The organism is Terriglobia bacterium (genome assembly GCA_020072845.1).
Lineage (GTDB): Bacteria > Acidobacteriota > Terriglobia > Terriglobales > Acidobacteriaceae > JAIQGF01.
Map to the genome: position 1 here is coordinate 197,977 of JAIQGF010000003.1, position 19,366 is coordinate 217,342.

The following is a 19,366-nucleotide window of genomic DNA, read 5'->3' on the forward strand; positions in this document are numbered from 1 at the left end:
CGACTTGCTGGGCCGCTGCTGCCCGCTCGCAACAGAATCCGAGAGCGCCATCATTGCGAAGGCTGACGCATCATCCGCACTCTGTAGTTCGCTATTTTTTCAAAGAGGGTTAAATCTATGAAGGTCGTTATTTTTTGTGGTGGATTGGGTCTGAGGTTGAGGGAGTATTCTGAAAACGTACCCAAGCCTCTGGTTCCCATTGGAGACCATCCCATCGTCTGGCACCTGATGAAGTACTATTCCCACTACGGGCACAAGGATTTCGTCCTTTGCCTCGGCCACAAGGGAGAGGCGATCAAGAAGTTCTTCCTCGACTACAATGAAGCCCTCTCCAACGACTTCGTCCTATCAAAGGCCGGTCGAAATGTGCAGCTCCTAAGCACCGACTTTGCGGACTGGCGGATCGCGTTCGTGGACACGGGCGCCAAGTCAATGGTCGGCGAACGCCTCTTGACCGTTCGCGAGCATGTCGGGAACGAGGAGGTGTTCTTGGCGAATTACGTGGACGGGTTGACTGACATTGACCTGAACATGGTTATCGAGCGCTTCCTCCAGTCCAAGAAGACAGCGTGCTTCGTATCCGTGCCGCCAACATCAACATTCCATCTGGTCGAAACCGATGGGGACTCTCAGGTGACGCGTATTAACCATGCCGGTACTTCGAATACCTGGATCAATGGCGGCTATTTTGTCTTTAAGCAGGGAATTTTTGACTACATTAGGCCTGGCGAGGATCTGGTAAACCAACCGTTCCAGCGGCTCATCGCGGCGCGGGAACTCATCACCATTAAGCATAGAGGTTTTTGGGCGTGTATGGATACCTTCAAGGAGCGGCAGCAGTTGGAAGACTTCTGGTCGAAGGGCGCCGCCCCCTGGCAGGTGTGGTCAAGCAATGGCAAGAAAACGGATGCAGAGACAGCTCCTGGCATCGGAGAACCACGGAAAGCGGGCGTAGTGACCGGCTCGGACAGCCTGTGATGCCGGCCCCTAAACCGCTGAAGCGGGTGCGCGTGGAAGAATGGTTTCGGCGACAGTTGAGAGCAGAGCTTCTTGTGCCCGGCAGGAGGTTGCGTGAGCAGTAGTTTGGGAATCACGACGGACAAGGATTCCGCAGCGGTGATAGAGGCAGGACATCTCCGCACCGATCATCTGCTCCACAACATTGGACGCCGTGCTGTCTCTGGCGGCTTCGTGACGGTTGGCGCACAGGCGGCTAAGTTTGTCCTCAACTTCACTGCGGCCGCTGTCCTGGCTCGTCTGCTGAGTCCAAGAGATTTTGGACTGGTGGGCATGGTCCTCGGTGTCACCGCTCTGGTGGGGATATTCAACGTACTCGGTCTTTCAACAGCCACGGTACAGCGAGAGACGATTACGCAGCAACAGGTCTCCAACCTATTTTGGGTCAACGTCTCTGTCAGCGGGATCTTGGCTGTCATCTGCATCGGCCTCGCGCCCTTGATTGCGTGGTTTTATCACGATCCGCGGGTCGCGGCGATCATGCTGGCGCTGTCGCTGACCTTTCTTCTGACCGGCTCAACCGTCCAACATCAAGCTCTGCTGACTCGGCAAATGCGCTTTCGAGCGCTCGCCATCATTGATGTGACCTCGATGCTGGTTGGTTTTACGACGGCATGCTGCTTAGCCTGGTTTGGGTTTGCGTATTGGGCTTTGGTGGCCCAGCAACTGGTCAATGCAGCTGCCAGTCTCGTGCTCACGTGGTGCACGTCCGGATGGCGCCCGTCCATGCCAAGTCGGAACAGCGGCGTGCGGCCCATGGTGAGCTTCGGGGCGCACCTCACCATCGCCGACTTTGTCGGCCGCTTTTCGGTCAACAGCGACAACATCTTGATTGGACGTTTTTTCGGAGCGGGACCCCTCGGCCTCTACACGCGAGCGAACGTGCTGCTGGCACGTCCCTTAGAGCAAGTTCTCACTCCCATCGCCTCTGTTCTGGTACCCGTACTCTCGCGGCTCCAGTCTGATTCAGAACGGTATCGGCGGACCTTTATGCGCGCCTATGACACGCTGGCACTCATCGTTTTACCGTTCGCGGCGATGTGCCTCGCCTTAGCAAGGCCGCTGGTTCTGCTAATCCTCGGTCCGAAGTGGACGGATGCGATTCCCTTGTTTTCCGCCTTCGCGCTGGTCGCCGTGTCGTCGCCACTATCCGTCGTCGGTAGCTGGTTATTTGAGAGTCAGGGGCGAGGACGGGACCAGTTGCACAACCACACATTGGCCGGTGCCGTGACCGTAGGCGCCTTTCTGATAGGGTTGCGATGGGGGCCTCTCGGCATGGTCTTGTCGCTTGCGTTCACGAGCCTGGTGATCCGTTTGCCGATTGTCTACTACTTGGCTGGGCGACGTGGTCCGGTGACTACTGGCGATCTATGGATTGGCTTCTTGTCCCATTTGCCCTGCTGGGGAGCAGTGTATCTTACGACGACCCTGGCGTATAAGGCGGTCGACCATGCCGCTCCCATCGTACAGTTGCTTGTGTGTGGTCCCGTCGGATTAGCAACGGGAGCTGCGCTGATTTTCATGTTTCGTCGACCACGCCAGAGCGCCTTCTATGCCTGGAACACAGTTAAAAGTACGTTGGTACGACAGAGGAGTGGTGCAACATCATGAGCAGTCCAGTGAACACTGAGACGGCGCCGCCCCGCCAAAGCAAGCTGCTTTCGCCGGCTGCAAGCAAGAAGTCGAAAATCGCCTTCTTTGGGATCTTTGGAATGCAGAACCTCGGTAACGAGTGCACGCTGCAGGCAATACTGCACAACGCTCGCGAACAGCTGCCCGGTCGAGAGATCTACGGCATCTCCTATGGGCCCGATGACACTTCGCGCCGGCACAACATCACCTCGGTTGCCGTGTCCCAACAGAATTTCGATGGGGTCGTACGCCGGAGTGGTCTCGCAAGATTGCTGCGGATATGCCGGCGGATACCGGGCGAGCTGTCGGATTGGGTGAAGACAGTCAGAATCCTAAGGGGCACGGATCTGGTTGTCATGACGGGAACGGGGATGCTGACCGACTACAGCACCAACGCAGTCGGTTTTCCCTATAGTGTCTTCAGGTGGGCCGTTGCCGCACGCCTAGCGGGGTGCAAAGTACGGTTCGTCGGAGTTGGCGTAGGCCCGATTTACGAGCGGTTGAGCCGGTTCTTTATCCGGCACGCTCTGTCCCTAGCTGACTATAGGAGCTTTCGAGATCAATTCTCCAAGAACAGAATCGCGAAACTTTGTTTCGATAGCGGTAGAGATCCCGTGTTCCCGGACTTGGCATTCAGCCTGCCAATGAACCTTTTCCCGCAGCGCCCCAACCGAACACGCCGAACGCGGCAGGTGGGTCTTGGAGTCATGGACCACCGGGATGTACACCTTTCGAACCCAAATGAGCATCAGGCCGAATATTCCGCCTACCTTGAGAAGATGTGCGACTTCGTATCGTGGCTGGTTGAGCACGGTTACGCAGTTCGTATCCTTCAAGGCGATGCGAAGCATGACAGGAGCACAAGGGCCGAGCTCAAGGCGAGACTGGAGCGGCGAGGAATCCGCTACGATCAAGCTGGAATCACCGATGAGGACACTACTACGGTGGAAGAACTGCTGGCGCAGCTTGCAAAGGTCGATATCATAGTATCTCCACGGTTCCACAACCTTCTCCTAGGACTGATGCTCAATATCCCGGTTGTTTCCATCTCGTACGATCCGAAAAACGATGCGCTGCTGGACGGTTTTGGCTTAAGTAAGTACCGCCAGGCACTGGCCGATTTAGATGTGCAGAAACTCATCCACCAGTTCATGGATCTTGAGGTGCGAGCTGACGAACTCACACCGACATTTAGTAAGAAGGCAGCCGAATATCGCGGCCTCTTAGAGGAGCAGTATCACTCCATCTTCGGTGACATGTGACCGAACCGGAAAATACCTGTTGGCCTTATCCGTTGCAGTTGAGTCATAGTTTGATCGAAAGCCCCAGAGGTGTACATGATGGAAGCGACTGAGAATTACAGGACGAAAGACTACTGGATCGTCGAAAACGCACAATATGCCGAACCGAGTTTCCGACTCCGGAAATGCGCCCGAATCGTCAGTGAGATCGCGCGAGGCAGGACGTGCGACCTGCTCGATGTTGGATGCGGACCGGCCGCTCTCCGTGAATTGCTTAGCCCCAACGTTAGGTATTACGGCCTCGACATAGCAATCCAGGAACCGGCCAGCTACCTGCGGGAAGTCGATTTTGGCGGCAATGAGATCTCGTTCGATGAAAAACGCTTCGACATCGTCACGGCCTTGGGCGTATTCGAGTACATGGGGCAGTACCAGAGCAAAAAATTCGAGGAAATTAGGGACATTCTGAACAAAGACGGCAGGTTCATAATGTCCTACATTAACTTCGGGCATATGCGGCGCAAGGTATGGCCCAACTATAACAACGTACAGCCGATCGCAAGCATGGCGAAGAGCTTGAATGAAATATTTCAAATAGAAAGGTGCTTTCCGGCGTCTCATCATTGGCGCCCAAAACAGCCAGGAAAGCTTGCCATTCCGGCAATACAGATGCACCTGAACTTCAACATTCCCCTGCTTAGTCCATGGCTCGCCGTGGAATACTTTTTCATTTGCTCTCATCGCAAGTGAATCGGAAGCAGCCTGCTGCGCCGCGTGACGACGAAAATTGTCAGCCCGCACAGCCGCCTGTTAAGATGATCGCCGGCAACAGCATGCTGCGGAGTCGAAGATGAAGCCAGGGGCTTGCCTACGTTTCACGCCGACGGACGTCGTCGGCGCAATGTTGATCGATCCGATTCTGCGCAAAGATGACCGCGGACACTTCGCGCGAGCGTGGTGCATTCGGGAATTTGCGGAGCAGGGCATTAGTTTCGTGCCGCTGCAGGCGAATATCGGCTTCAATGTGCGGAAGGGAACCGTACGGGGCCTGCACTACCAAGCCGTGCCCGCACTCGAGGCCAAACTGATCCATTGCACCAGGGGATCCATTTTCGACGTCGTGCTCGACCTCCGACCCGAATCGCCATCGTATCGTAAATGGTACGGCACAGAGTTGAGCGCGGCGAACTACAGAATGTTGTACATCCCCGAGCGTTGTGCGCACGGATACCAGACTCTGGAGGATTGCACGGACGTGTACTATTTGACCTCGCATTTCTACAGCCCAAGCACGGAGCGTGGCGTGCGATACGATGATCCGATGTTCGGTGTTCAATGGCCTCTGCCCGCCACGGCAATCTCTGAAAACGATCGCAATTGGCCGCTCATGAACGCTACGAGCCTCCCATGATTGTAGATACCGCTCTTCGAGAACGTGAGGCCGCCGGCCATCCGATCCGCGTCGGGGTCGTCGGAGCAGGAGCTGCCGGGCGGGCCATCGCCCTGCAGCTCGGAACACCAGCACCGGGAATTCGCCTGGTGGCAATCGCGAACCGGACACCGGAGCATGGCGAACGTTCATTCCGCGAAGCCGGTTTCATGGAATGGCGTCATCCAGAGTCTGCTCGGGATGCTGCAACGGCAATCGCCCGTGGGCTCCCGGTGCTGACGGACGATCCCTCGGTGCTAACCACTTGCGATGCCATCGATGTGCTCGTGGAAGCCACGGGTACCATCGAGCCCGCGGCTCGCATGGTTCTCGACGCGTTCGACCACGGCAAGCATGTGGTCTTGGTGAATGCCGAACTCGATTCGCTCCTCGGCCCGATTTTGAAGGCGAAAGCAGACCGGGCGGGCGTGGTCATTACCCACACCGACGGAGAGGAACCGGGAGTGGCCATGACCCTCCTCCGTTATCTCCGATCGACGGGGCTCCGTCCCGTCGCGGCGGGTAACCTCAAAGGCATGGTCGACCACTATCGCACCCCCGAGACCCAGCGGGGATTTGCCGAGAAGTATGACCAGGATGTCAGGAAGGTCACCTCGTTCGCGGACGCTACGAAACTATCCATGGAGACGACGGTCCTCGCCAACGCGACCGGATTCCGTGCCGGCCGCCGCGGCATGTACGGGCCAGCCTGCGCGCACGTCCGGGAGATGGCAAACCTGCTGCCGGCCGACCAGATGCTCGACACCGGCCTTGTGGATTATGCGCTCGGCGCCGCGCCGCACACTGGCGCCTTCGTCATCGTTCACGAAGACTCGCCGCTCAAGAAAGCTCAGCTCGGGTACGTCAAACTCGGCGATGGTCCGTTCTACGTCTTTTACACACCATTTCATCTGCCTCACATCCAGATCGCCTCGACCATTGGTCGCGCGGCCATCCATCATGATCCAACCGTCGCTCCGATCGAGGGGCCGGTTTGCGAAGTGGTCGCGGTTGCCAAGCGCGATCTGAAGGCCGGTGAGCGTCTCGACGGTATTGGTGGGTTCTGCACGTATGGCCTGATTGACAACACCGCGGCAGCTCGTGGCATGGCTGCCCTGCCAATCAGCCTCTCAGAAGATTGCGTCCTGCGTCGAGATGTTGCCAAGGACGAGGCGCTTTCCTTCGATGACGTGGATGAACCAACTCGCGGCGTCGTCGACGGGCTCTGGCGCGAACAGATGGCACGCTGGCCACAGGCGAGGCGAGCAGCAGAGCGATAGCCTCGCGTTCGGAGTGATCCTCAGCACCGGACAACATCATGATGCCTAACCGTGCATACTGGAAAGGCCGCCGTGTGTTCCTCACCGGACACACCGGTTTTAAAGGTAGCTGGCTCTCCCTGTGGCTCGAAGCACTCGGGGCTGACGTCACGGGATACGCGCTCGCCCCCCCGACCGAGCCGAGCTTGTTTCAGCAGGCCGGGGTCGCCGACGCCGTGCACTCGATTTGCGCGGACATTCGCGATTTCGCGCGGCTCCAAACAGCGGTCGATGACTGCCATCCTGACGTCGTCATTCACATGGCTGCGCAATCCGTTGTGCGTCGTGGCTACGAGGATCCGATCGAGACGTATTCGTCCAATGTTATGGGGACCGTCCATCTCCTGGAGGCACTACGACAGCTCAAACACCGGTGCGTGGTGGTCAACGTCACCAGCGATAAGTGCTACGACAACCGCGAGTGGGTCTGGCCATATCGCGAGAACGATCCCATGGGCGGCCATGATCCTTACTCGAACTCAAAAGGTTGCGCGGAGCTGGTGACCGCCGCCTACCGGGAATCGTTTTTCCCTCCGGGCTCGCTCGAGCGCCACGGCGTGGCCCTCGCGAGCGCTCGCGCCGGCAATGTGATCGGAGGCGGCGATTGGACGGCGAACCAGCTCATTCCCGACCTGATGAAGGCTTTCCTTGCGGGGCAACCCTGCCTGATCCGCAACCCTTCCGCGATCCGACCATGGGAATTCGTTCTGGAGCCGCTGCGTGGATACCTCATGTTGGCGGAGCGGCTGACGGAGGACGGCGCCCGCTTCGCCACCGCCTGGAATTTCGGTCCTTCCGAGGAGGACGCCAAGCCGGTGTCCTGGATTGCAGACCGATTGTCATGCTCGTGGGGGGACCACGCCTCGTGGACTCACGACGGAGCCATGCACCCACAGGAGGCGCACACTCTCAAGTTGGATACCTCCAAAGCGAGGGCCTCCCTGGATTGGCATCCCATGCTTCCCTTGGGCCCGGCGCTCGACTGGATCGTCACCTGGTACCGTGCTTTTAAGGAAGGCGCAGATCTTCAAGGCCTCACCCGAGCACAGATCGAGCAGTATGAGGCCCTCTCCGAGAAGTGACGCCGACGCGCGGCGCCGGGCACGATCATGATCGGACAGCGCGCCAACAATAAGTGCTCAGCCTCGTGGGAATGCAGCCTTTGCCCATGCTTCTGAAGAGAAAACAGGCGTTAAAAGATCTTGCCGACAGAGTTGAGGAAGCTCACGTCGAGCGCCACGGCTCCCAGGTTCAATGACCCCGATCGCCCCAATGTCGGACCAGAAACCAGGAAACGACGCCGCCCGCGCGTTCCTGGATTACTTCTGCTGCCCACCTGAATGCGCTCCGTTTCGGGTGGCCGGCAACTTGCCTGTTAAGGAAGGATTTTTTCGTTTCGGACCGGCTCTGTGTTTCGGCAAAACGGCTGCCGCTTCCTGTAGCACTCCGGCCGAGACGCTATTCGATGCCTTTTCGACCGTCGAAACGTCGGCGGCGGGAGAGGTTCGTTTATGCTTCGACCCCACGCAGGTGGTCGAGAACCTTCGGCGAGAGCGGTACCAGGTTGACCGCAACCGAGAGCGTCTGCTGCGCAGATTGTATTATCGGATTCGGTCGGTTCTTCCGTCCTTCGTTCGCCAGTTGCTGCAGCGATACGTGACTCGCCAGAGGCGGGAAAGCGTATTTCCAGCGTGGCCGGTCGACTGCTCCGTCGAACAGATCTTCGAGACATTGATGGCATTGGCGATTCCGGCGGCGGGCGAGCGCGAAATTCCATTCATCTGGTTCTGGCCGGACGGGAATGAAGCAGCGCTCATGATGACGCACGATGTGGAGGAGAAAAGAGGAGTAGAACACTGCCAGATGCTGATGGACCTGGACGAATCCTTCGGTATCAAGGCGGCGTTTCAGTTGATCCCACAGGGCCGGTACCAGGATTTTGAGGAGATGGCCGCGTGCATTCGCGCCCGCGGCTTTGAGACGAACATCCACGACCTGGATCATGACGGCAGGCTGTATGAGCATGCGGAGCTGTTTCAACAGCGCGCGCGGAAGATCAATGAATATGCGCGGAAGTACGGTATGACGGGCTTTCGAGCCGGCTCGATGCATCGCAACCAGGATTGGTTCGGCATGCTGGATTTCCAGTACGAAATGTCTGTGCCTACCGTCTCGCACCTGGAGCCGCAAAAAGGCGGCTGCTGCACCGTGACTCCCTACTTTGTAGGCGGCGTGCTGGAGTTGCCCCTCACGACGATACAAGACCACGGCGTGTTCTATATCCTGGGTGAACGCTCCATTGACTTGTGGAAGCGGCAGATCGAGATCATCTCGGCCCATCACGGGTTAATCAGCTTCATCATCCATCCGGACTACATCGTGCACACAAGGGAGAGGGGCCTCTATCGCGAGCTTCTGGAATACATTTCGCGCCTGAGGCAGGAACGCAACATTTGGTTGGCGGTTCCGGGCGACATTAATCGTTGGTGGCGCGAGCGAAGCCAGATGCGGCTGGTGCAAGCAGGCGCCGGCTGGGAAATCCGCGGGAAGGGAAGTGAGCGGGCGCAACTGGCGTATGCAGGAATCGTCGATGGCAGAGTGTCCTATCGGATCGCGGACAAGCGCTTTAAGTGCTCGTCTGAAGGCCTGTCGGCGCGGGAAAAACTATCTTAGGCGTTCCATCGCGATCGCAGGAAATGATCGGCAGTCAACGATCCCCATCGGCGAGCGGCGCCGCCGTGATGCCCGTTTACCAAATTGACCCGCTTCAGGATCCTCGCTGGGAACCGTTTCTTCAAACCCATCCGCGCGCCTCGATATTCCATACGTCCGGCTGGCTGGAAGTGTTGCGTCGCACGTACGGATACGAACCGGTTGTATTTACAACTTCTCCTCCGAGCCAGCAGCTTGCCAATGGGATTGTGTTCTGCCGGATCCGTAGCTGGTTGACGGGATCGCGGCTGGTTTCGGTCGCGTTTGCCGATCACTGCCAGCCGCTGGTGCGAACCGCAGATGAATTCGTAGAGCTGGTTACGCATCTGCAACGTGCTTTTCCCAGCGAGAATTGCAAATACTTCGAGTTGCGATGCTTGAGCTCCGACGCACAGGACTTGGAAGCACACACTGGTCTCACCAAGAGTGCCTCCTTTTCCTTCCATTCTCTTGACCTCCGTCCCGATTTGGAGAGTTTGTTTCGCGGCCTTCACCCAAGCTGTGTACAACGGAAGATCCGCCGCGCGCAACGAGAGGGCTTGACGTACGATGAGGGGACCTCAGATCAGTTTCTAGAACAGTTCTACACTCTGATGGTGATGACCCGGCGCCGGCACGGCCTGCCTCCACAGCCATTCGCCTGGTTTCGGAATTTACGGGACTGCCTCGGCAGCAGACTGAAGATCCGTATCGCCTCCAACGATGGCCACCCGATCGCAAGTATTGTCACGGTTCAATACAAGAAAGCAATCGTGTACAAGTACGGGTGCTCCGACGCCCGCTTCCACAACCTGGGGGGCATGCCGCTTCTGTTTTGGCGCACCATCCAGGAGGGAAAAGAGCTGGGAATGCACGAATTGGATCTCGGCCGCTCCGATGCGGAGGACACCGGCTTGATTACATTCAAGGGCCACTTGGGCGCAGCCTCTTCTACGTTGAATTATTACCGCTACCCACCGCAATCTGTGGGAAGCGGTTTCCTCCGCAGAATGGCATTTGTCCCGAGGCTTTACGCGCGCTTGCCGATTTCATGGTTGAGGGCGGCAGGAAATTTTCTCTACCGACACGCCGGCTAGGGCTCATCATGATTCGAGAACAGATCACCTTGGGGCTTGGAATGACGAGGCATCAGGACGCCCCGGAATCCCAAAGAGCCAAGGAGGAGGGTCGTGGATGATCAACGTTGCCCTTAACGGCGGCGCCTCCAGGCCGTTAAACGTACTCTGCCTGGGCTGCCATTCCGACGACATCGAAATCGGCTGCGGGGGCACAATCCTCCGCCTGGCGGAGCAATATCCCGGATCTACGTTTCACTGGGTCGTATTGAGTGCCGTCGGCGTCCGCGAGGCTGAGGCGCAGCGTGCCGCCAGGATGTTCGTCGGCTCCGGCAATCTCCAAGGTCCGCTGCTGAAGGCGTTTCGCGACAGCTTTATGCCCTTCGAAGGGGCTGAAATCAAAGCTGTCTTTGAAGAGTTGAAGGCGGCCGTTTCGCCCGATTTGGTCCTCACGCATTATCGCAACGATGCCCACCAGGACCACCGGCTCATTGCGGAGTTAACCTGGAATACTTATCGGGACCATTTGATCTTGGAGTACGAGATCCCGAAGTATGACGGCGACCTCGGCCAGCCAAGCTTGTACATTCCGCTCTCCGCCGAGGTGTGCCAGAAAAAGGTGCGCTACCTCCTGGATGCCTTTCCGTCTCAGCGGACCAAACGCTGGTTTGAGGAGAGCACCTTCCTGGGACTCATGCGGCTGCGGGGCATGGAATGCAACGCTCCGAGCGGCTATGCCGAAGCCTTCTACTGTCGAAAACTAGTACTGTGAACCGGCCAGTGATGCGTTCCCGCACGCCATTGTTTCTCCTCTGGGTCGCCGTCGTTGTCGCGTTCTGCTGGGGTGTGCTGCGCGAAATTGTGAAGGCATCCCTGGAAAACGGGTTTAGCTCGCACATCGTGCTAATTCCGTTCATCACTGCCTACTTTATCTGGTCCGGACGCAAAACGATTTTTTCCAAGGCGGGCTATGGGGCAGGTCCCGGCGCGCTGGTTGCCGCCATCGGGATCCTCGGCTTCGTGTTGCTGGTGAATTTTTCGCCATTTGCCTCCGGACATACGCTGGTGGCGGCCAAGCTGATCGCCGTGTTCGCCATGATCATCGGCGGTTTCATTGGCTTCTACGGCGCGCATGCGTTCCAAGCCGCCCTGTTTCCATTCGCGCTGCTTCTGTTGATGTTGCCGCTGCCGAGTATTCTGATCGAAAAGGTTGTGTACTTTCTTCAGAAGGGATCGGCAGACCTCGCGTACGGTATGTTTTCGGTCCTTGGAGTTCCCGTTCACCGCGAAGGCTTTCTGCTGCGGCTTCCCGGGCTGACGATCGAGGTGGCGAAAGAATGCAGTGGGATCAATTCCAGTGTCGCACTTCTGATTACGATGCTCCTGGTCGCCGTTGAAACCCTCCAGACGACCTCCCGGCGGGTAATAATCCTCTTGCTAACCATTCCCCTGTCGCTGGTGAAGAACGCGGTCCGAATCGTGACCCTCACCCTGCTGGCGCTGCATGTGGACCGGAGTTTCCTAACTGGCAGACTTCATCATCAGGGCGGGTTCGTTTTCTTCCTTCTCGCGCTGGCGATTATGTTCCCCGTTTGGAAACTACTGCACCAATCCGAACAGAAGTCAGGCAGTCGAACCATCAGCCAGCCTCCTGCCTTACAGCAGGCGTCGGGCGTGTCGGAGCAGTGAGCTGACCAAGCTCGCATCCGGGTGGGACCGATCTTCGCGGTAGCAGAGTAGCGGCGCTTAAGATCTCTTTTGCAGGCAGTGCTGTCCAGGACCGAGCCGTGTGGCTCGGCCCTTTTTTTTTGTCTTCAAATAGCGGCTGACCTCGGCCAGCTTCGTCCTCGCCGGTCAAAGTCCGCTGGACCGGTTGCACAGTGAGCAGAAGTATTTCTCTACGTGTAGGTCAAGAAGCGACGGGTCGGGGAGCAGAATCCGGGAGAATCCCGCCCCGGTGAATGGGGTGATTCCTGCGGCTCGGTGAAAACTGCGCTGCGGCTTGATTGCGAATCTAGTGGGTCTTTACACCCTGCTTGCACCGCGGACACTGCTCATCGGTGTAAAGGTACGTTCCACAAATTGGGCAGGGCAGCCCGATCAAGTTACGCTTCCCGGGTTCCGCTGCGGCCGGCGGCTGCGGGCGCGGCTCAGTCACTTGCTGGCACGCCTGGGCAAGACCGGCTTCCAAGCCCTGGCGATAGCCGGCTTGCTTGCCGGCGGCGAAACCGGCCTCGAATCCCGCCTGGTAGAGGGCGGCGGACTCGCTGGAAACCTCATGACCGTTGCCGTTGTGCCGCGAGATCTCGGAAACCACGTTTGGCTGACCCATGATCGATCCCTCCTGAGGTTTGGCCCTTTGCTTAAGGTTCAGGCGGGACGCTGGTTGGCGTTCCGCCTGGTTGTGGTTGTGCTGGGCCGCCATTTGTGGCGGCCCAGCTTGAAGGGTTTACTGTTTCTCGAACGCTACCCGCACGTCCGAGAGAGCCTCGCTTGCAGCGGTCGGACCACCTACCAGGATCACCTGTTCGCCCTGCCCGATGACCTGAGAGTTGGTGAAGTCCGAGCACGATTTCCCTCCCAGAGGGATAGTGCACGTTATGTCAGTTGGGAACATGGAGCCCGCCGGGCTAGCTGAGCCGCCACCGGAAGCAGCATGCGCCGTTCCACCGGCAATCGTGTAGGTGAATGTGGTTGGCGACGGCACGCTCAGAACGGTGGACGTCGTATTGAAGTAAGCGAAATTGGCAACCCCTGCCACGGTTATGGATTCGCCAACCGAGAACCCATGCGGAGTAGTGGTTGTGATCTGGCCGACGGTGGAACTGGTCGCCACCGCTCCGGAACCAGTGTCGGCCGTAACAACGCCGAGGGTGGTGGGGATGGCGCCAGTTGTTCCGCCGCTGATCGGGTAAGTGAATACGTTTGCACTGACGATGGTAATCAGAGCTCCCGTAACACTGTCACGCGCCGGCGCGAAGCCGGTGGTGGTTGCGTAATTGGTGCCGGTGAGTCCGTGCGGAGCAGTGGTTACGATTCGCATTACGGCGCTTGTTTGTTCCATGGCGCCGCTTGTCGTGGCCGTGAGGGCAGCCGTGTTGGACGCAGCGCAACCCGACTTCGTGTAGGTGAATGAGTTGCCGTTCACCGAGTTGATTGCAACCGCAGTGACGTTGTCGGCCGTCAACCCCGTGACGTTCACCAGCGCTCCAGCCACGAAGCTGGCTGGAAGACCCGAGGCTACGGTGGCCGTAACGGTGGTGCCCGAACACGTGGCGCTGCCAATCGGGACAGTTACCGTCGCGGTTGGGTTAATGGCGAAGGTATTGGCCGGTGCAATGGTCGCGGCGGGGTGTCCCGCTGCACTCGTCCACAGAGTGAACGTGACCGGGTTTGTGGCCACTGCTCCTGCGTTCACGGCCAGATTCCTCAGTGTCCCGGCTGACATTGGGACGCCGATGGTGTTGGCCGGAGTATTGTTAGTCACAGTTCCGCGGCACGTTGTATCCCACTGTGCCGAGAGGCCAAACTCCGCCAGGTTATAGTACCTGCCGGCGGCACTAGGTCCCGGCCCAGAGCACCACGATGTCAGGAGCGCTGTACCAGCCTGACCCTGCGGACCGGTCGGACCCGCCGGACCTTGAGAACCAGCCGGACCCTGCGGACCGATCGGACCCGCCGGACCTTCCGGGCCAGTTGGGCCGGCAGGGCCGGTTGCACCCGTGGCGCCGGTCGGACCCGCGGGACCTGTGGTTCCGCTGAGCCCCGCCCACGGACCGGAGTACACAATGTCCACAAAAAAGGCGACGGTCCCATCGTCCGTGGTGGGGAAGCCTCCGGGCCCGTCGTACAGGCTTGCGAGCGCGGTCAGGGGGGAACCAGGGTAGACGCTTGGAATCATGTTCAGTCCGTTAGTGGTGTACCCAAATACCGCGACGCTGTTGTACGACACTGTGTAGATATCTCCCGCTGTAACCGTCAGCGGCGTAGGCAGATCTTGCACCTGCCATCCGGAATCTGTTTCAGTGCCGAAGGTTACGGTTGCCAGCAGCGTGCCGTTTAGGCTCCAGATGTGCCCGACACGTGGCGAGCCGGTGTCGCCGAGGAACTTGTAGAACCGAATGCTCTTGATCTGCCCCGACGCATTGACACGGAACTTTGTGCCCAACTCGTAATTGTTACCGATAAAAGGAGTTTGCGGTGATGTGTCCCCGAACATGTTGGCGGTCGTATTTGGGCCTTGATCCCACGCCCCGCTCGACTTGGGACCGTACAGGAAGCCGCCGTTAAGGTCCACATAGACGTCGCCATCTGCGCCAACGCTGCCGTCCGGCGCGCCGTGCCCGGATATAACCGTCTTGCCGTCAACGCCGGCTGTTCCTTGCGGTCCTGCGGGGCCAGCGGAACCCTGCGGGCCGATCGGACCCTGCGCACCCGCTGCACCCGGCGCGCCGTCTGCGCCAGTCGAACCTTGCGGACCAGCCGGACCCTGCGCACCAGCCGGACCCGTCGCGCCGGTGTCGCCCTTCGGACCTTGCGCTGCGAACACCGCCCAGTTCGTCGGGTCACTGTCGGGATTCGCGCCCGCGGCGTTGGCCTGCATCGCTACGTAGCTGGCGCTGCCAAAGCTGACCACGTCGTTGGCGACATAGCCGCCCACGTTGTTGAGGACGAAATTGCCCTTATCGGTGACTCCCTGGCCGTTGGCGCCCGTGTCACCCTTCGGGCCCTGCGGACCAGTTGGACCTTGCGGACCCATGGGTCCGATCGAACCCGCGTCGCCCTGCGCCCCTTGCGAACCCTGCGGACCGGTCGCGCCGGTGTCGCCCTTGGAACCCTGCGGACCTACGTCGCCCGGTACGCCTTGCGGACCAGCCGGACCGGTTGCGCCGGTTGCGCCAGCGAGACCTTGCGGACCTTGCGCTGCGAACAGCGCCCAGGGCGCACCCGCATCGGGATTGCTCGAAGCATCGTTGGCAACCAGAGCCACGTAGCTGGCGCCGTTGTAGCTCACCACATCGTTGGCGGCGTAGCCGCCCACGTTGCCGGAAACGAAATTGCCCTTGTCCGTGACGCCCGCGCCCGTGTCACCCTTCGGACCTTGCGCGCCCGTCGCACCGTCGGCACCTACCGATCCCTGTGGGCCAACTGCGCCCTGCACACCCTGCGGACCTTGCAGACCCTGCGCACCAGCCGGACCCGTAGCGCCGTCGGCACCCGCCGGACCAACCGGTCCCTGCGGGCCAACCGGACCCGCCGCGCCATCGGCACCAGCAGGACCAGCCGAACCGGTTGCGCCGGTTGCGCCAGCGAGACCTTGCGCACCTTGCGCTGCGAACAGCGCCCAGGGCGCACCCGCATCGGGATTGCTCGAAGCATCGTTGGCAACCAGAGCCACGTAGCTGGCGCCGTTGTAGCTCACTACATCGTTGGCGGCGTAGCCGCCCACGTTGCCGGAAACGAAATTGCCCTTTTCGGTGATGCCCGCGCCAGCGGCGCCAGTGTCACCCTTCGGGCCTTGTGGGCCTTCCGGACCTTGCGGACCGGTCAAACCAATCGGACCTTGCAAGCCGGTGGCGCCGGTCGGTCCCTGCGGACCTTCGGGGCCAGTGAGACCCTGCGGACCAGCCGGACCCGCCGCGCCGTCTGCGCCAGCCGGACCCGACGCACCCGCCGGACCCGTCGCGCCCGTGGTGCCCGCCGGACCCTGCGGACCTTGCGCCGCAAACAGCGCCCAGTTGGTCGGGTCGGTGTCGGGATTCGTAGCGCCGGCGTTGCCCAGCAACGCTACATAGCTGGCGTCGCCAAAGCTGACAACGTCGTTGGCGGCATAGCCGCCCACGTTGTTGAGGACGAAATTACCCTTCTCGGTGATGCCCGCGCCAGCGGCGCCAGTGTCACCCTTCGGGCCTTGCGAACCAGCCGGACCTTCCGGACCCATGAGACCCTGCGCGCCCGCTGCGCCAGCCGGACCCTGCGGACCTTGCGGACCCTGCGCTCCAGCCGGACCCTGTGCACCCGCTGCACCGTCTGCGCCAGCCGGACCTTGCGGACCAGCCTGACCAGCCTGACCCGTCGCGCCGGTGTCGCCCTTCGGACCTTGTAGACCAGCCGGACCCTGTGTACCCGCTGCGCCGTCTGCGCCAGCCGGACCTTGCGGACCGGCCGGACCTGTCGCGCCGGTGTCGCCCTTCGGACCTTGCAGACCAGCCGGGCCTTGAGAGCCAGCCGGACCCTGGGTGCCGTCTACGCCAGCAGGACCCGCTGGCCCCTGTGGACCAGTTGCGCCCGGTGCGCCAGTTGCTCCAATTGCGCCCGCGGGACCCGCCGCTCCCCTGAGTCCCGCTCCCGGCCCGGAGAGAACAACGTCCGCAAAAAGGGCGGTAATGCCATCGGAAGCGTTGGGGAAGGTTCCGGGCGGAGAGGCCATGCTTTCGAGCGCGGTCATGGGGGCACCAGGGTAGGTGCTTGGCAGCATGTTCAGCCCGTTGACAGTGTATCCAAATACTACGGTGGTGTTATACGACACCGTGTAGATATCTCCCGCCGTAACCGTCAGTGGTGAAGGCAGAACCTGCTCCTGCCATCCGGAATCAGTTTCGTTGGTGATGGTTAGACTTGCCACCGGCGTGCCGGACACGTTCCAGATGTTGGCGACACGTGGCGAGGTGGAGTCGCCGAGGTACTTGTAGAACCGAATGCTTGTGATCTGCCCCGACACATTGACACGGAATTTGGTGCCCAACTCGTACGTGGCGCCGCTGACGGAAACCAACGGTGCAACGTTCCCGTACATCGTGCTGGAGATATTTGTGCCTTGATCCCAGGCGCTGTTCGTCTTGGGACCGTACAGATAGCCGCCGTTAAGATCCACATAGACGTCGCCATTCGCGCCAACGCTGGCGTCCGGCGCGCCGTGCCCGGATATAACCGTCTTGCCGTCAATGCCGACTGATCCCTGCGGACCGGTGGCGCCTGGCGCACCGGTTGCACCCGTCGGACCCTGTGGTCCCATCGGGCCGATGTCACCTTGCGGACCTTGAAGTCCCTGTGGGCCTTGCGCACCCGTTGCGCCCGTGTCGCCCTTGAGACCCTGCGGCCCAGTGGTGCCGGTTGCGCCGGCCGGACCTTGTGCACCAGCAGAACCAGCGGCGCCGTCTGCGCCAGCAGGACCCTGCAGACCAGATGCACCGGCTGCGCCCGTGTCGCCCTTCAAACCTTGCGCCGCAAACAGCGCCCAATTCGTGATGTCGGCGTCCGGAGTCGCGACGCCGGCGTTGGCCAGCAACGCTACATAGCTCGCGCCACCAAAGTTGACCACGTCGTTGGCGGCATAGCCGTTGACGTGGTTGAGGACGAATGCTCCCTTGTCGGCGAAGCCTAAGCCGGCGTCACCCTTATCGCCCTTTGCACCCGTCGGACCCTGCAGTCCCATCGGGCCGATGTCGCCCTGCTGACCTTGAAGCCCCTGCGGGCCTTGCGCACCAGTTGCGCCCGTGGCGCCGGTGTCGCCCTTGAGACCCTGCGGTCCAGTGGCACCGGCCGCGCCGATCGGACCCTGGGCGCCGTCTACGCCAGCCGGACCTTGCGGTCCAGTGGCACCGGCCGCGCCGATCGGACCCTGGGCGCCATCTACGCCAGCAGGACCCTGCGGACCAGTTGCACCGGCCGCGCCAGCGGCGCCGGTATCGCCCTTCAAACCTTGCGCCGCAAACAGCGCCCAGTTCGTGATGTCGGCGTCCGGAGTCGACGCCGCGTTGTTGGCCGCGATTGCGACGTAGCTGGACCCGTTGTAGCTGATCACGTCGTTGACGGCATAGCCGTTGACGTGGTTGAGGGCGAACGCTCCCTGGTCGGCGAAGCCTAAGCCGGCGTCGCCCTTATCGCCCTTCGCACCCTGTGCGCCCGTCGGACCCTGGAGTCCCATCGGGCCGATGTCGCCCTGCGGACCTTGAAGCCCCTGTAGGCCTTGCGCACCAGTTGCGCCAGTCGCACCGGTCGCGCCAGTGTCGCCCTTGGGACCCTGTGCGCCGTCGGCGCCGGCAGGACCCGCTGCTCCCTGAACGCCCTGATCGCCCTTTGCGGCCACCAGCGCCCAGTTGCTGACATCGTTGTCGGGATTGTTGGCACCCGCGTTGGCCGCAATTGCGACGTAGCTGGAGCCGCCGAAGCTGACCACGTCGTTGACGGCATAGCCGTTGACGTGGTTGAGGACGAAATTGCCTTTATCGGTGAATCCCTCGCCGGTCGCGCCGGTGTCGCCCTTCGCGCCTTGGGGACCGGTTGCACCCGTCAAACCGGTCAGACCCTGCGGACCAACCTCGCCCTGCACGCCTTGCGGTCCCTGCGGACCCGTGGCGCCGGTGTCGCCCTTGGGACCCTGCGGCGCCGGTATCGCCCTTCAGACCTTGCGCGGCGAACAGCGCCCAATTCGTGGGGTCAGTGTCGGGATTGGCGGTGCCGGCGTTGGCCAGCATCGCTACGTAGCTGGAGCCACCAAAGCTGACCACGTCGTTGACGTCATAGCTGTTGTTCAGAACGAAGCTGCCTTTATCGGCGAAGCCCAAGCCTTTGGCGCCCGCCGGACCTTGCGGGCCTTGCGGCCCCTGCGCGCCGTCTACTCCAGCCGGACCCTGCGGACCAGTTGCACCGGTTGCGCCTGCCGAACCCTGCGGACCAATTGCGCCGGCTGCGCCTGCCGGACCCTGGGGACCTTGTGCACCCTGCAGGCCGGTATCGCCCTTGGAGGCGACCACCGCCCAGTTGGCGCCGTCGAGATCTGGAGATGGGTTACTGGCCGCCAACGTCCGGATCACATTAAGCTCGGCCACTGCCGTCCACGGCCCACCCTTGATCTCGGTCAATGCTTGGAAACGCACAAACCGGCCAACGACGCCGGGAAAATTCACCTGCTTCTGCGATTTGTCACTGGTGCTGGTCATCAAGGTGCCGGTGGCAACC

Annotated in this window: 13 protein-coding genes and 1 pseudogene; 11 read left to right on the top strand and 3 right to left on the bottom strand. The window is 60.6% G+C overall.

Features of this window, described 5'->3' with window-relative positions; genetic code table 11:
- The first annotated feature begins 117 nt into the window (after nucleotides 1-117).
- The 11 genes from LAN70_03235 to LAN70_03285 all read left to right on the top strand — a co-directional run bounded on the left by LAN70_03235 (nucleotide 118) and on the right by LAN70_03285 (nucleotide 12,094).
- Entirely contained in the window at nucleotides 118-978 is an 861-nt protein-coding gene (locus LAN70_03235) for a glucose-1-phosphate cytidylyltransferase (GenBank protein ID MBZ5510164.1), read from the top strand.
- Nucleotides 979-1,083: 105 nt separating this feature from the next.
- A complete protein-coding gene (locus tag LAN70_03240; GenBank protein MBZ5510165.1) occupies nucleotides 1,084-2,628 on the top strand; it encodes a lipopolysaccharide biosynthesis protein in 1,545 nt (514 codons plus the stop codon).
- 8 nt (nucleotides 2,629-2,636) lie between these two features.
- Entirely contained in the window at nucleotides 2,637-3,911 is a 1,275-nt protein-coding gene (locus LAN70_03245; GenBank protein MBZ5510166.1) for a polysaccharide pyruvyl transferase family protein, read from the top strand.
- A gap of 75 nt (nucleotides 3,912-3,986) precedes the next feature.
- On the top strand, nucleotides 3,987-4,640 hold the full coding sequence (locus LAN70_03250) for a class I SAM-dependent methyltransferase (GenBank protein ID MBZ5510167.1): 654 nt from the start codon (nucleotides 3,987-3,989) through the stop codon (nucleotides 4,638-4,640).
- Between the two features lie 100 nt (nucleotides 4,641-4,740).
- Nucleotides 4,741-5,301 carry a dTDP-4-dehydrorhamnose 3,5-epimerase family protein gene (locus LAN70_03255; protein ID MBZ5510168.1) on the top strand — a complete coding sequence of 187 codons (561 nt, stop codon included), beginning with the start codon at nucleotides 4,741-4,743 and terminating at the stop codon, nucleotides 5,299-5,301.
- Nucleotides 5,298-6,599 carry an NAD(P)-dependent oxidoreductase gene (locus LAN70_03260; GenBank protein ID MBZ5510169.1) on the top strand — a complete coding sequence of 434 codons (1,302 nt, stop codon included), beginning with the start codon at nucleotides 5,298-5,300 and terminating at the stop codon, nucleotides 6,597-6,599. Before LAN70_03255 ends, LAN70_03260 begins: the two co-directional genes overlap by 4 nt.
- A 38-nt stretch (nucleotides 6,600-6,637) precedes the next feature.
- A complete protein-coding gene (rfbG, locus tag LAN70_03265; GenBank protein ID MBZ5510170.1) occupies nucleotides 6,638-7,720 on the top strand; it encodes a CDP-glucose 4,6-dehydratase in 1,083 nt (360 codons plus the stop codon).
- Between the two features lie 190 nt (nucleotides 7,721-7,910).
- The gene (locus tag LAN70_03270; GenBank protein ID MBZ5510171.1) at nucleotides 7,911-9,311 is read left to right on the top strand and encodes a hypothetical protein; all 1,401 of its coding nucleotides are present in this window, start codon (nucleotides 7,911-7,913) and stop codon (nucleotides 9,309-9,311) included.
- A gap of 23 nt (nucleotides 9,312-9,334) precedes the next feature.
- Complete coding sequence (locus LAN70_03275; GenBank protein MBZ5510172.1) at nucleotides 9,335-10,426, top strand: GNAT family N-acetyltransferase; 1,092 nt, start codon at nucleotides 9,335-9,337, stop codon at nucleotides 10,424-10,426.
- 97 nt (nucleotides 10,427-10,523) lie between these two features.
- The gene (locus LAN70_03280; GenBank protein ID MBZ5510173.1) at nucleotides 10,524-11,177 is read left to right on the top strand and encodes a PIG-L family deacetylase; all 654 of its coding nucleotides are present in this window, start codon (nucleotides 10,524-10,526) and stop codon (nucleotides 11,175-11,177) included.
- A gap of 11 nt (nucleotides 11,178-11,188) precedes the next feature.
- Nucleotides 11,189-12,094 (top strand): exosortase/archaeosortase family protein, encoded by a 906-nt coding sequence (locus LAN70_03285; GenBank protein ID MBZ5510174.1) that lies wholly within the window; start codon nucleotides 11,189-11,191, stop codon nucleotides 12,092-12,094.
- A gap of 325 nt (nucleotides 12,095-12,419) precedes the next feature.
- On the opposite strand, the gene LAN70_03290 is transcribed toward LAN70_03285, so the two are convergent.
- From LAN70_03290 to LAN70_03300, 3 genes and pseudogenes are all read right to left on the bottom strand, one after another.
- A complete protein-coding gene (locus tag LAN70_03290) occupies nucleotides 12,420-12,737 on the bottom strand; it encodes a hypothetical protein (protein ID MBZ5510175.1) in 318 nt (105 codons plus the stop codon).
- Between the two features lie 117 nt (nucleotides 12,738-12,854).
- On the bottom strand, nucleotides 12,855-18,701 hold the full coding sequence (locus LAN70_03295) for a DUF4082 domain-containing protein (GenBank protein MBZ5510176.1): 5,847 nt from the start codon (nucleotides 18,699-18,701) through the stop codon (nucleotides 12,855-12,857).
- 271 nt (nucleotides 18,702-18,972) lie between these two features.
- Nucleotides 18,973-19,152 (bottom strand): annotated as a pseudogene (locus LAN70_03300) (collagen-like protein).
- Nucleotides 19,153-19,366 lie beyond the last annotated feature (214 nt).

Excerpts from the sequence above, each read along its gene's own strand:
- LAN70_03235 (MBZ5510164.1), top strand. The coding sequence starts at position 118 with ATGAAGGTCGTTATTTTTTGTGGTGGATTGGGTCTGAGGTTGAGGGAG.
- LAN70_03250 (MBZ5510167.1), top strand. The coding sequence starts at position 3,987 with ATGATGGAAGCGACTGAGAATTACAGGACGAAAGACTACTGGATCGTC.
- LAN70_03255 (MBZ5510168.1), top strand. The coding sequence starts at position 4,741 with ATGAAGCCAGGGGCTTGCCTACGTTTCACGCCGACGGACGTCGTCGGC.
- LAN70_03260 (MBZ5510169.1), top strand. The coding sequence starts at position 5,298 with ATGATTGTAGATACCGCTCTTCGAGAACGTGAGGCCGCCGGCCATCCG.
- rfbG (MBZ5510170.1), top strand. The coding sequence starts at position 6,638 with ATGATGCCTAACCGTGCATACTGGAAAGGCCGCCGTGTGTTCCTCACC.
- LAN70_03270 (MBZ5510171.1), top strand. The coding sequence starts at position 7,911 with ATGTCGGACCAGAAACCAGGAAACGACGCCGCCCGCGCGTTCCTGGAT.
- LAN70_03275 (MBZ5510172.1), top strand. The coding sequence starts at position 9,335 with ATGATCGGCAGTCAACGATCCCCATCGGCGAGCGGCGCCGCCGTGATG.
- LAN70_03280 (MBZ5510173.1), top strand. The coding sequence starts at position 10,524 with ATGATCAACGTTGCCCTTAACGGCGGCGCCTCCAGGCCGTTAAACGTA.
- LAN70_03285 (MBZ5510174.1), top strand. The coding sequence starts at position 11,189 with ATGCGTTCCCGCACGCCATTGTTTCTCCTCTGGGTCGCCGTCGTTGTC.
- LAN70_03290 (MBZ5510175.1), bottom strand. The coding sequence starts at position 12,737 with ATGGGTCAGCCAAACGTGGTTTCCGAGATCTCGCGGCACAACGGCAAC.